The following is a 13375-nucleotide window of genomic DNA, read 5'->3' as shown; positions in this document are numbered from 1 at the left end:
TTTGTTTCCCATCTACTTTGATGCCATTTTTCTTTATACTGTCACTGAGGCAGGTTGGACATTTGATTTCTAGAGTTATTCGCATTTCTCTATTTTATCAAAATTCAACCTGCTTTGTTTCAGCATACTTTTTGAAACACCACCAAATCATTTATTTTTAACAACTTGAATCCTGTTTTTCTAAAGATTTTTCCAATTTTGAAAATAACTTAAAATTAAATTTTGAACGATAAAAAAAGCACTTATTAAGTGCTTTTTTTTACTGTTTATTCTTGCTTAGATAGCAACAATATTTACAGCATTCGGTCCTTTTTGACCTTGAGCTACACTGAATTCAACCAGCTGGCCTTCAAGCAAGGTTTTAAAACCTGAACTCGCAATTTCGCTGAAATGAGCAAAAACATCTGGACCTGATTCTTGTTGAATAAAACCAAAACCTTTAGTTTCGTTGAACCACTTTACAGTACCTTTAACAACATTTGAGTTTGACATAATATATCCTAATAATTTTTAATAATTTTTAATAATTTTTTAGTCATTTTATAGACTGATTATAACTTTGAAATAATAAAGAATGAGACTTAAAATCTGAAAAAAAACGAAGGATTATGACTAAAACTACGATACTTAAAGAAGATTTACCGAAACAAGACTTTTTTCTAGTTAAGTTAACTATACACGAAAAATTTAATTAATCAAGTTTTCTTATATATATATTTATTTTATTTATTAAAAATGAAACTTTAAAAATTTATAGTGATTTCAATAAGATTAAGCTTTAATTGTCATGATAATAAAATAAGAGTAATCTGCTGTACTGGTAAATTTGATAAGTAATGAATGCGATTATATAGCTCTGTAATAACAATATTGGCCTTTTTAATTTCGGGAATGATGCTTTTTTCTCACTTACAAAATATCTATCACCCTCCAAATTTGGACTCATACTTTCTATTTAGATAATGAAATATAAAAACAGAAACCGCTTTTTAGGCGGTTTCTGTTTTTAAGCTATACCTATCAACTAATAAATAGCATCTTCTAATCTAGAGTATCTTATCTACATAATAAAAAAGGACGCCGCAGCGTCCTTTTTTATTTTCATTCGATCAATCAAACAGACGATCAAAGAATGATTTTTTCTTTGGTGATGATTTGCTGTCTTCACCATCCATGGTTTCTTGCAGTTCTTTCAACAATTCACGTTGACGTGCAGTTAAATTCACTGGAGTTTCCACCACAATACGGCAAAGCAAGTCACCTTGCATGCTGGTACGTACCGGTTTAACACCCTTACCACGTAAGCGGAACAGTTTACCTGTTTGCGTACCTTCCGGAATTTTCAGGCTAACACGGCCATCCAGCGTGGGAATCTGAACTTCCTTACCTAGGGCTGCATCAGCAATTGATACCGGCACATCCATATACAGGTCAGCGCCATCACGCTGGAAGATTTCATGCTCGCGCACCACCACTTCTACGTACAAGTCACCTGACTGACCGTCACGGATCGCTTCACCCTTACCAGTCAAGCGTACGCGGTCGCCATTGTCCACACCCGCAGGAATAGTGACTTCCAATGTTTGCTGACGATCCGACACACCCGAACCATGACATTTATTACATGGATTCTTGATGATCTTGCCCTGACCGCGACAGGTACTACAAGTTTGCTGTACCGAGAAGAAACCTTGCTGCATACGCACTTGACCAGCACCATGACAGGTACGGCAGGTTTCTACATCGTTTGGATTTTGTGAACCCTTACCATCACAGGCGTCACACGGTGCCGGTGCAGTAAAAGTAATGGTTTTCTTGACGCCTTTGACCGCTTCTTCCAGGGTCAGTTCCATGACATAGCGTAAGTCGGAACCACGGCGTGCACGTTGCTGGCCACGACCACCGCCGCCACCAAAAGCACCACCGAAAATATCACCGAACTGGCTGAAAATGTCTTCTGCGCTGAAACCACCGCCGAAGCCGCCACCGCCGCCCATACCACCTTCAAAGGCCTGATGGCCCATACGGTCGTACATGCTGCGCTTTTCACCATCAGAGAGCACTTCATAGGCTTCTGCTGCTTCTTTGAATTTCTCTTCAGCTTCAGCATTGTCCGGGTTACGGTCTGGATGATATTTCATCGCCAACTTACGGTAGGCTTTTTTGATTTCATCATCACTAGCGGTTTTAGCGACGCCCAAAACCTCATAATAATCACGTTTAGCCATGTCTGGCGATGCTCCTCACGGAATTTTGTTTAATATTCAACTGAGGTCTGAAATTGGGGTCAAACTGAGTTTTACAAGGGGAAATATGAAAAAAATTATACGCTTTAGAACACAGCTTTGTTTTGAGAGAATTTATAGATGCCTTTAAACCAGGCATTGATCAGGAAAATAAAGGCAATAAAGCTGAAAATCACCCCGGTCACCACACAGGCTTTGACCCATAACTGGCTGTCCCAGGCAAAGAAAAACAGGGGAATAAACCACAGTGCAGCAAAGATCGCCAAAATGGTATAAATCACGATATTACGCATGATCCATAGTGCCTGTGCTTGTAACCAGACTTCAGCATAATCAACCTGGGTAACTTTACGGGCCAACCAGTAAGCAAAAAGTCCACTAAATAGCGTAAATAAGGCCAAAAACATGAAGACATAAGCCATCGCTACGGAACGTCGCATCTTGGTTAATGTAGTTTGAGTCATGTTTGGTTTAACCTCATTACCGGATTGGCAGTTCGGCCAATGCAGTAGTTACTTATTTTTTTAAATTATAAAAATCTCAGCTGCTACTATATTGAAAATTTCAATATTTCGCACCTGAAATTATGACAATTTTAAACAGAATTTAAACTTTTTTTCACTTTAAACCATTGTGCATATAAGGCAGGCAGGAAAAACAGGGTCAGAAGTGTCGCCACAATTAAACCGCCCATAATGGCCACTGCCATCGGCCCGAAGAAAATACTGCGAGACAAGGGAATCATGGCCAGAACTGCAGCCAGTGCGGTCAATACGATCGGACGACAACGGCGTACTGTGGCATTGATGATGGCATCCCACTGCGACTCTCCTGCCTGAATATCCTGCTCAATCTGGTCAATCAAAATCAGTGAATTGCGCATGATCATTCCGGATAATGCAATCGTTCCGAGCATCGCAACAAAACCGAAAGGTTTATTGAAAATTAACAGGAATAACACCACTCCGATAATCCCCAAAGGCGCGGTCAGGAACACTATAAAGGCCCGTGAGATGCTCTTAAGCTGAATCATCAGCAAGGTCATGACGACTGCGAGGAATAAAGGCATGCCGGCATTAACCGAGTTCTGCCCGCGAGCAGATTCTTCAACCGTCCCGCCCACTTGCAGCAGATAACCATTTGGCAGCTCTGTCCGGATTTGTTCCAGTGGCTCTTTGAGTTCATTGACCACAGTAGCGGGCTGCAACTTGCTACGAATATCGGCACGCACAGTAATGGTCGGTAAACGATTCCGATGCCAGATCAGGCCTTCTTCAAAGCTGTATTCAATTTTGGCAAGCTGCGCCAAAGGTACCGATGTACCGGTCGCAGTCGGAACAGCCAGACTGGCTAAAGATGCTACCTCCACCCGTTCAGCCTGAGCACCACGTAAACGGATTTCAATCAGTTCACGTTTTTCCCGATACTGATCAATACCGGCCCCCAAAATCGAGCTATTGAGTACATTGGCCAGTTCACTGCTGCTCACCCCAAGCTGACGGGCACGATCCTGATCAATCTGTAATTTGATGACTTTACTCGGCTCGCCCCAGTCCAGATGCACATTGGTGGTATTTGGATTTTCTCCCACGGTGGCTGCAACTTTCTGCGCCCATTCACGGACTAATCCTAGATCTTCACCCGACACCCGGAATTGTAGTGGATAACCCACAGGTGGGCCATTTTCCAGCAAGGACACCCTGGTACGCACTTCTGGCAATAACTTTCGAATCTGGTCACTTAAGGATTTACGGATTTCATTTCGATCCTCTAAAGAGGATGCCAGCACCACAAACTGGGCAAAACTGGTTTGCGGCAACTGCTGATCGAGCGGTAAATAGAAACGTGGAGAACCCATCCCGACATAAGCCACATAGTTATCAATGCCCTCTTGTTTCGATAAAAAGGCTTCTACTTTTTTTACTGCAGCTTCAGTGGCCTTCAGTGAAGCACCTTCTTCAAGTTTGAGATCCACCAGAATTTCAGCCCGGTTCGAGGGCGGGAAAAACTGCTGCGGCACCAGCTTAAACATTAAAATAGACAGGATAAAAATTCCGACCGTGGCAGCAATGACAGTTTTACGATAGGTCACACAGGCATCGACCCAACGGCGAAAGCCCTGATAAAACCGGGTTTGATAAGGGTCATAATGTTCTCCGGCATGATGCACAATCGGCTGAGGTTCTGGCTGTTTGCGCAGACGTGCCCAGAGACGCTGGTACCACGGCGCTTTTTGAATTAAATCTTTGTTGAAATCCGGTAGAAGTTTATCGCCTAAATATGGCACAAACAGTACCGCGGCCAGCCAAGATACCAGCAATGCAATGGTCACTACCTGGAAAATCGAACGGGTATATTCCCCGGTACTCGAAGCTGCAGTGGCGATCGGCAGAAAACCGGCAGCGGTAATCAGGGTCCCGGTCAGCATAGGAAAAGCCGTGGTGCGCCAGGCATGCCCGGCCGCCTGTAAACGGCTATAACCCTGCTCCATTTTAATCGCCATCATTTCAATCGCGATAATGGCATCATCGACTAGCAGACCGAGGGCCAGAATCAGCGCCCCCAAGGAAATTTTATGCAGTCCGACATCAAACAGCTGCATACCGGCAAAGGTCATGGCCAGCACCAGCGGAATCGAGAAAGCCACCACCAGACCGGTCCGGAAACCGAGCGAGAAAAAACTGACCAGCAATACGATAATCACCGCTTCTGCCAGCACTTTCATAAATTCGTTAATACTGCGTTTAACTGCCACCGGCTGATCGGAGACTTTTTGCAGTTCCATGCCGAGGGGCAGGGCTTTTTGCAGGCGGGCGAATTCCTGTTCCAGATTTTTACCCAAAGCAATGATGTCCCCGCCCTTGCGCATCGATACAGCAATACCAATGCCGTTTTCGCCCATAAAGCGCATCCGGGGCTGTGCCGGATCACTAAAGCCACGATAGACTTCTGCTACATCTCCCAGCTGAATAGTTTTGCCATTGACCAGCAGCGGCATCTGTCTTAACTCTTCAACACTGTTTAATGCACCACTGACCCGCACCTGAATCCGGTCTGAACTGGTTTCAAAAAAACCGGACTGGGTTGTGGCATTTTGGTGCTGCAGGGCTTGCTGAATCGCCATGACTGGAACGCCCAGCTGAATGGCCTTGGTATTGGAAATCTCAATCCAGATTTTCTGGTCTTGCAGGCCAATCAGCTCAACTTTGGCAACATCTTTGACCCGTTGCAATTGCAGCTGTAAGCGGTCGGCGTATTCCTTGAGGGTCGCATAGTCAAAATCTTTACCCTTGAGCACATAAATATTGCCAAAGGTATCGCCGAATTCATCATTAAAGAACGGACCTTGTACCCCTTGTGGCAATTCATGCCGGATATCGCCCACCTTCTTGCGCACGTTATACCAGACATCAGCGACATCTTTCGAAGCCAGGGAATCCTTGGCAACAAAAGTCACCATAGATTCACCCGGACGCGAATAGGCCATGATGCGGTCATACTGACCCGTGGTCATCAGTTCCTTTTCAATCCGGTCAGTGACTTGTAGAGATACTTCTTTGGCACTGGCACCCGGCCAATAGGTCTGGATCACCATGACTTTAAAGGTAAAAGGAGGATCTTCACTTTGTGACAATTTGGAATAAGAGACGATGCCGATCAGACCGAGCAGGATCATGAAATACAGCACCAGACCTTTATTTTTTAAAGCCCATTCCGACAGGTTAAAGTTCATGCTTAACTCCCTGCCTGAATGGTCACACGACGGTTTTCACGATCAATCGGATTGATTTTTTGCTGGTTACGCAGCAGATGTACGCCGCCAATCACCACATAGTCTTCCGGCTTGAGGCCACTGAGTACAGGAACATTGTCCCGGCCATAGGCACCGAGCTGGACCGGGACTTTACGTAAGGTATGATCCGGCTGGACCACCATCACATAAGCCTGCTGATCCGTTGCCGAGACACTCGATAGCGGCACACTGAGCATATTATCGCGACTGTGCTGAAAAAACACCCGGGCACTTTGCCCCAGCTGGATCTGGCCATTGCCTTCACGTAAGGAAACTTTAACCCGAAAGGTACGCGACTGGTCTGCTGCCGGTGCAATCTCGCGAACAAAGGCAGCAAATTTTTCTTCAGGTCTGGACCATAAAGTGACCGTAGCTGCCTGTCCGACCTTAATCTCTGAAATGGCCTGTTCCGGCACTCCAATCACCACTTCACGTTCACCGGAAATCGCCAGCTCATAGGCCGCCTGCCCCGCGGCCACCACCTGACCTGTTTCGATATTACGTGCAGTGATCACGCCATTTTTAGTGGCAAGTAGCTGGTTATAAGCGGTCTGGTTTTTGGCCGTATCATAATTGGCTTGTGCCTGTTTCAGGCTTGACTGTGCGGCTTTGTATTGATTATCGATGGCATCATATTGCGAGCGACTCACAGCATTGACAGGTAATAGCTGCTTGAAGCGCTGTAGTTCATCTTGAGCAATTTTGCTGGCAGACTGTGCATTTTCCAGCTGGGCACGTGCTGCATCCAGCTGTAGCTGTGCATCTTTTACATCCAGTGTCGCTAGTACCTGCCCGACTTTGACCTGATCCCCGACATCGACGAAACGCTGGGTTACCTGTCCCGCCACCCGAAAGGCCAGCTCGGTTTGCTGACGCGCCTGCACATCTCCGGCATAGCTTTTCAGTTCATGCTGTGAAGCGGTCGGTCTACTCACCATGACGAAGGGAACTTCCTGTTCTGCTGCGGCAGTATCTTTGTTGCACCCGCTTAAGGTCACACTGCAAAGCATCATCATGCCAGCCAATACGCTGTAAATCCTGCTCATCTTATTCGCTCTTATCTGATCATCTTTTTTAGGGCAAACTATGCTGATATATTGAATTGCTTATCTTTTAGCCAATATGCCAACCGGTATACTAATTACAACTGAATCATCAAAGCAATGACCGTGTTAACTGTTTTGAGAAGAAATTGTGCAAATACCTGTAGGACGACCCAAAGATCTGAAAAAGCGCCAACGGATTCTCAGTGTGGCCAAAGCCTTATTTTTAGAACATGGCTATCATACTTCTAGCATGAACCAGATTGCGCGTGAGGCCGGCGTCACCAAGCTGACGGTGTATAACCATTTTCAGGACAAGGCGACTCTGTTTACGTGTGCGATCGAAGATACCTGTGAAGCCATTCTGCATGAATACCCGCAGATGCTACGACCTGAAATTGATTTTTATCATGAGTTTTATTAAATGGAGCGTAAAACTCTGTTCTTCAGGTCAGAGATATAAGCGACACGACATGAAATGTCGTTTATTTTTTAAGAATCAATAATTTTAATTCAACATGAGCTAATATAAGCCCATGAAAACACTTAAATTACGAATAAAAGACAAACACTGCAAGGTGCTAGACCAATTAGCATCTGAGGTGAACTTTGTTTGGAATTATGTGAATGATTTAAGTTTCGCACACCTAAAAAGAACAGGTGACTTTTTCTCAGCATTCGATATGGCTAAATACACAAAAGGGACTTCAAAATTGTGTGGTCTGCATAGCCAAACGGTGGATGCAATCAGGGAAGAATATACTGCTAAAAGAAAACAGTTTAGAAAAGCAAAATTAAAATGGCGTGTAAGTAACAAGAAGTCAGCAAGAAGATCGCTTGGTTGGATACCATTCAAAAAATCAGGACTGAAATATGCTGAGGGATGGGTTGAGTATGGAGAAACCAAATTTGGCTTATGGGATAGCTACGGTTTAAGCAAATATGCCGTTAGAACAGGCTCATTTGTTGAGGACAGTCGTGGGCGTTGGTATGTGTGCCTAGTCGTGGATTCACCTAAGTTAGACAAACCAACTGCAACTAAAGCCATTGGCATTGATCTAGGCTTAAAAGATATAGCCACCTGTTCTGATGGTACTGTGATTTCAAATCCAAAGTTCTATCGAAAATATGAACAAAAACTAGGTATTACTCAACGAGCGAAGAATAAAAAGCGTGTTCGTGCATTACACGCCAAGATTGCAAATTGTCGTAAAGATCATTTGCACAAAGCAAGCACCATGCTTGTAAAAGAAAATGCACTGATTATTGTTGGCAACCTGAGTGCTAAAAAACTTGTGAAAACTAAAATGGCTAAATCGGTTTTAGATACAGGATTTTCAGCACTCAAAACAATGCTCAAGTATAAATGCGAGAACGCAAGTGTATTGTTTGAGGAAGTCAACGAAAGTTTCACAACCCAAATCTGCTCGTGCTGTGGTGAGATCACCGCAAGCAGTCCGAAAGGTAGAGCAGATTTGCGAATAAGAGTATGGGAATGTGAAAACTGCTCAAGTGTCCTGGATAGGGATTTGAACAGTGCTAAGAACATACTTGCGCTTGGGCATAAGCGTCTAGCAGTAGGAATCACCCTCCTTTCAGGTGGGTGAGGATGTCAACAGGCCTCGCATAGCAAACTGGAAGCAGTCTGGAATGATTTCTTTGCTCTGGCTCAACAGTACCGTTTTATTAAGGTTGATCTTCCAGAAAAACAGACCGAGCTGATTGTGTCCCTGCTGACCGGAACCCGGCATCAGAAAATCCTGCTGGGCCTCAGCCCGCCTCCATCGCATACCGCACAACAGCAGATCATTGCCCAGGCGATTGAACTGTTTATGCTGAAATATGGTATTACCAACCCATAAGCTCATACCAACGTCACCTACCTGCGCTATTGTGATGCTGCCGACTTGTGAAAAAAGCAGCTAAAAATCTGCAACTTTTGTCTGTAAAGGACTTGGATTGTCCGACAGTCGCGGTATAGTCAAAGCATGCATGTGAGGGAATAAAAAATGATTCAACAGATTGATGCACCACTACGCGAAGACGTACGCTTACTGGGTAATTTGCTTGGGGAAACCTTAAAATTACATGCCGGGCAGGATTTGTTTAATCAGATCGAGCAGATCCGTGCCCTGTCCAAAGGCGCTCGCGATGGACAGGTCGAAGCAGAAAAACAACTGGAACAACTGTTTTTGAGTCTGGAAGATGCAGAAATCCTGCCACTGACCCGTGCTTTTACCCACTTTTTAAACTTTGCCAATATTGCCGAACAATATCATGTGGTACGTCGTCGCCGTCAGAGCGAGTTTGATGACACTGCAGAATCGCCCAATCCTCTGGTGCCTTTATTTGAAAAATTTAAACAGCAGGAAATTTCTGCAGATACGCTGTATCAGCAAATCTGTGAACTGAAAATTGAACTAGTCCTGACTGCGCATCCCACAGAAGTCAGCCGCCGTACCCTGATTCAAAAATATGATGGCATCAATAATGCCCTGTCCAAATTCGACCAGCAGAAACTGACGCCACGTGAACGTCAGGCCGTTCTGGCCGATCTGAAACAGCTGATTAGCTCCGCTTGGCAAACCGATGAAATCCGTCAGCATCGCCCGACTCCGATCGATGAAGCCAAATGGGGTTTTACCACCATTGAACAGACCCTGTGGAATGCGGTCCCGAAATTTATCCGCGAACTAAATGGCATGGTTCAGGCGCAATGCGGCCAGAACCTGCCCTTAGATGTCGCACCAGTACGTTTTGCCTCATGGATGGGTGGTGACCGCGATGGCAACCCGAATGTCACCCACACCGTCACTCAGGAAGTACTGTGGCTGTCGCGCTGGAAAGCAGCCGATCTCTATGTACGCGATATTGAAAACCTGCGCTGGGAACTGTCCATTCAGCAATGCAGTCCGGAAATTTCTGAAGCCTTGGGCCAGCCCCATCCTGAACCTTATCGTGAATATTTACGTGATACCCGTACCCGCCTGAAAGCCACCCGTCACTGGCTGGCAGAAAAATTAAAAGGCAATGATGCCGATGACAGTCTGGTGATTAAAAGTAAAGATGAACTTTTACAACCGCTCCTGACCTGCTACCGTTCACTGATGGACTGCAATCTGGCCGAAATTGCCAATGGCAGCCTGCTGGACTTTATTTACCGGGTCAACAGTTTTGGGATCGAACTGCTAAAACTGGATATCCGCCAGGAATCGGGTCGTCACCGTCAGGCGATTTCTGCGATTACCGAATATTTAGGACTGGGGAATTTTGAAACCTGGACTGAACAGGCACGGCAAAACTTTTTACTGCAAGAGCTGCAAAGCAAACGTCCGTTGCTGCCAAAACATCTGAATGAGCCAGCAGGCAGCCTGATTGAACATCCGGATGTACAGGAAGTGTTTGCCACCATGCGTACGCTAGCCGAGCAACCGAGCGAATCTCTGGGTGCTTATATCATCTCGATGGCGGAATATCCAAGTGATGTGCTGGCGGTTTTATTGCTACAGAAAGAAGCCGGCATCAAGCAGGCGCTACGGGTTGTCCCTCTCTTTGAAACCCTGAAAGATCTAGATTGTGCAGCCGCAACCATGTCGACCCTGTTCAATATGCACTGGTACAAACAGCATATTCAGGGCAAGCATGAAGTGATGATTGGTTATTCGGATTCTGCCAAGGATGCCGGTTTTATGTCGGCCAACTGGGCACAGTATCGTGCCCAAGAAGAATTGACGGCGATCGCCCAGCAACATGGCGTGCAATTGACCCTGTTCCATGGTCGTGGCGGTTCAATTAGCCGTGGCGGTGCGCCAACCCAGCAGGCACTCTTCTCTCAACCGCCAGGGTCGATTTCAGGTGCGATCCGGGTGACTGAACAGGGCGAAATGATCCGTTTCAAATTCGGTCTGGAAGAAATCGCCCTGCAGAATCTGGAAATTTATACCGCTGCAACACTGGAAGCGACCTTACTCCCGCCACCTGAACCCAAACAGGAATGGCGCGACTTGATGCATCAAATGACCGAGCTATCGGTGCAGGTCTATCGCCAGACCGTCCGGGAAAATCCGCATTTTGTGAAATACCTGCGTACCGTCACGCCAGAACTTGAACTGCAAATGCTGCCACTGGGTTCACGGCCGGCGAAACGTAAAGTCAGTGGTGGGATTGAATCACTGCGAGCGATTCCCTGGGTCTTTGCCTGGACCCAGATTCGCCTGATGTTACCGGCCTGGCTCGGTACCGGTGCTGCATTAAATGCGGTACTGGATCAGGGACAACGCACGGTACTGGATGAGATGCTGGCAGAGTGGCCGTATTTTCAGACCCTGATTGATATGCTGGAAATGGTGCTGTCCAAAGCCGATGCACATGTGGCCCTGTACTATGAATCACATCTGACCCAAGATGAAGATCTCAAAGTACTCGGCACAGAGCTGCGCCAGCGTTTGCAGGATGCTGTACAGACCTTGCTGACGTTAAAGGGTGAATCCAAATTGTTGAGTAGCAACGGCGTACTGGATCAATCCATGAAAGTCCGTAAACCATATTTGTTGCCACTACATTTGTTGCAAGCCGAGCTGATGAAACGTCGTCGTCTCTATCTGCAACAGCAGCAAGCTGAAAATACCCCGGTGGATCATGCATTAATGGTCAGTATTGCCGGAATTGCTGCGGGTTTACGCAATACCGGTTAATCCAAACAGACCGTTTAAAAGCACATCTTCGCGATGTGCTTTTTTATTGAGCAGTCAATAGCCAAGAAATATTTTATTTTATATAGTAAATCAGATTTATTTATACATAGCCCTATTGATTATAAGAAATTAATCTACTGATTTCACTTTAGTTTTAACTCAAAATTCTTTTACCACCCGGTAAAATATCAAATAAAGTCATAGAATTAATTTGAACAAAAATTTTGTTTAAGTGATTAAATCTTCTAAAGAACAAGAGTATGATGTGCACAATTTATCTTTCGAGTGCTCATTTTATGTCCAGTTGGTTTCCCAAATGGCGCCCTTATGAGGGCAGCATCGATGCACGCCCAGTAGGTACCGCAGAGTATTTGCCACCCGCACAAACGGTCGTTTTGGGTGTACAACATGCTTTTGCCATGTTTGGCGCGACTGTACTGGCACCTTTTTTAATGGGCTTTGACCCTAACCTGGCCATTTTAATGTCAGGGATTTGTACCATCCTGTTCTTTCTGATTACCGGTGGCCGGGTTCCAAGTTATTTAGGTTCAAGCTTTGCCTTTATTGGTGTGGTCATCGCGGCAACCGGTTATGCCGGTGGTGGTGGACTCAACCCCAATATTGGCGTCGCAGCCGGCGGTATTATTGCCTGTGGTATCTTCTATGCCCTGATGGGTTTTCTGGTCATGGCGACCGGCACGCGCTGGATTGAAAAGCTGATGCCACCGGTGGTGACCGGTGCCGTAGTGATGATCATTGGTCTAAACCTGGCACCGGTGACGGTAAAAAGCGTGATGGGCAACACCTTTAATATGTGGATGTCTCTGGTTACCGTCATGTGTATGGGCTCAATTGCCGTCTTTACCAAGGGCCTGCTACAACGCCTGCTATTATTGGTGGGGCTGTTATTGGCCTATCTGATCTATTTCGTGCTCAGCAATATTATGGGTTATGGCACTGCAATCAATTTCCTGCCCATTCAGCAAGCCGCCTGGTTCGGGTTACCGACCTTCCACGCACCGACTTTTGAAGTCAATGCCATGTTGATCATTGCACCGATTGCACTGATTTTGGTGGCTGAAAATCTGGGACATATCAAAGCGGTAGGCGCGATGACCGGAGAGAATCTGGATCCGCATATTGGTAAAGCCTTTGTTGCAGATGGTGTTGCAACCACTCTGGCAGGCGGTGTGGGTGCCCCGGGCATGACCACCTACGGTGAAAATATTGGGGTCATGGCCGTAACACGGGTTTATTCGACCATCATTTTTGCAGTGGCTGGTGTCTTTGCGATCTTCCTGGGTTTATCACCCAAGTTTGGGGCGGTGATTCATACCATTCCTACCGCGATTCTGACCGGTGCTTCGATTGTGGTCTTTGGTTTGATTACCATTGCCGGTGCCAAAATCTGGATTGAAAATAAAGTCGATTTCTCGCAAAACAAAAACCTGATGGTAGCTGCAGTGACCATTATTTTAGGTACCGGTGATTTTGCCCTGACGTTTGGCAGCTTCAATCTGGGTGGTATTGGTACGGCGACTTTTGCCGCATTAATCCTGAACTGGTTCTTTAGTCTGGCAGATAAAAAATAAAATTCAG

The 13375-nt window shown here is 45.8% G+C and carries 9 protein-coding genes and 2 pseudogenes; 5 read left to right on the top strand and 6 right to left on the bottom strand.

The annotated features are described in order from the left end of the window. The 6 genes from WFH18_RS09920 to WFH18_RS09895 form a co-directional block, all read right to left on the bottom strand. A partial coding sequence (locus WFH18_RS09920) for a transposase-like zinc-binding domain-containing protein (protein ID WP_442892475.1) occupies nt 1-85 on the bottom strand: 85 nt, incomplete at its 3' end. A 191-nt stretch (nt 86-276) separates the two neighbouring features. Beyond that, the gene (locus tag WFH18_RS09915) at nt 277-492 is read right to left on the bottom strand and encodes a cold-shock protein (RefSeq protein ID WP_005105001.1); all 216 of its coding nucleotides are present in this window, start codon (nt 490-492) and stop codon (nt 277-279) included. Between the two features lie 617 nt (nt 493-1109). Continuing rightward, the gene (dnaJ, locus tag WFH18_RS09910; protein ID WP_208462279.1) at nt 1110-2228 is read right to left on the bottom strand and encodes a molecular chaperone DnaJ; all 1119 of its coding nucleotides are present in this window, start codon (nt 2226-2228) and stop codon (nt 1110-1112) included. Between the two features lie 104 nt (nt 2229-2332). Continuing rightward, the gene (locus tag WFH18_RS09905) at nt 2333-2710 is read right to left on the bottom strand and encodes a sodium/proton-translocating pyrophosphatase (RefSeq protein WP_164542996.1); all 378 of its coding nucleotides are present in this window, start codon (nt 2708-2710) and stop codon (nt 2333-2335) included. 131 nt (nt 2711-2841) lie between these two features. Continuing rightward, nucleotides 2842-5979, bottom strand: a complete 3138-nt coding sequence (locus tag WFH18_RS09900; RefSeq protein WP_336754786.1) for an efflux RND transporter permease subunit — start codon at nt 5977-5979, stop codon at nt 2842-2844. A 2-nt stretch (nt 5980-5981) separates the two neighbouring features. After that, nucleotides 5982-7085, bottom strand: a complete 1104-nt coding sequence (locus WFH18_RS09895) for an efflux RND transporter periplasmic adaptor subunit (protein WP_336754785.1) — start codon at nt 7083-7085, stop codon at nt 5982-5984. Nucleotides 7086-7233: 148 nt separating this feature from the next. Here WFH18_RS09895 and WFH18_RS09890 point away from each other — a divergent pair. The 5 genes and pseudogenes from WFH18_RS09890 to WFH18_RS09870 form a co-directional block, all read left to right on the top strand. Beyond that, nucleotides 7234-7503: pseudogene (locus tag WFH18_RS09890) on the top strand (TetR/AcrR family transcriptional regulator); the annotation flags it as partial. Nucleotides 7504-7618: 115 nt separating this feature from the next. Further along, nucleotides 7619-8689, top strand: a complete 1071-nt coding sequence (locus WFH18_RS09885; protein WP_005104991.1) for an RNA-guided endonuclease InsQ/TnpB family protein — start codon at nt 7619-7621, stop codon at nt 8687-8689. Between the two features lie 9 nt (nt 8690-8698). Then, nucleotides 8699-8944 (top strand): annotated as a pseudogene (locus WFH18_RS09880) (TetR/AcrR family transcriptional regulator C-terminal domain-containing protein); the annotation flags it as partial. Between the two features lie 147 nt (nt 8945-9091). Then, complete coding sequence (ppc, locus tag WFH18_RS09875; RefSeq protein WP_336754782.1) at nt 9092-11776, top strand: phosphoenolpyruvate carboxylase; 2685 nt, start codon at nt 9092-9094, stop codon at nt 11774-11776. 296 nt (nt 11777-12072) lie between these two features. Beyond that, a complete protein-coding gene (locus WFH18_RS09870; protein ID WP_044109780.1) occupies nt 12073-13368 on the top strand; it encodes a solute carrier family 23 protein in 1296 nt (431 codons plus the stop codon). The last annotated feature ends 7 nt before the right edge of the window (nt 13369-13375 follow it).

The organism is Acinetobacter sp. USHLN143 (genome assembly GCF_037145695.1).
Lineage (GTDB): Bacteria > Pseudomonadota > Gammaproteobacteria > Pseudomonadales > Moraxellaceae > Acinetobacter > Acinetobacter fasciculus.
Note: the sequence above shows the minus strand (reverse complement) of the source record. Positions and strands in the feature narration are given on the sequence as shown.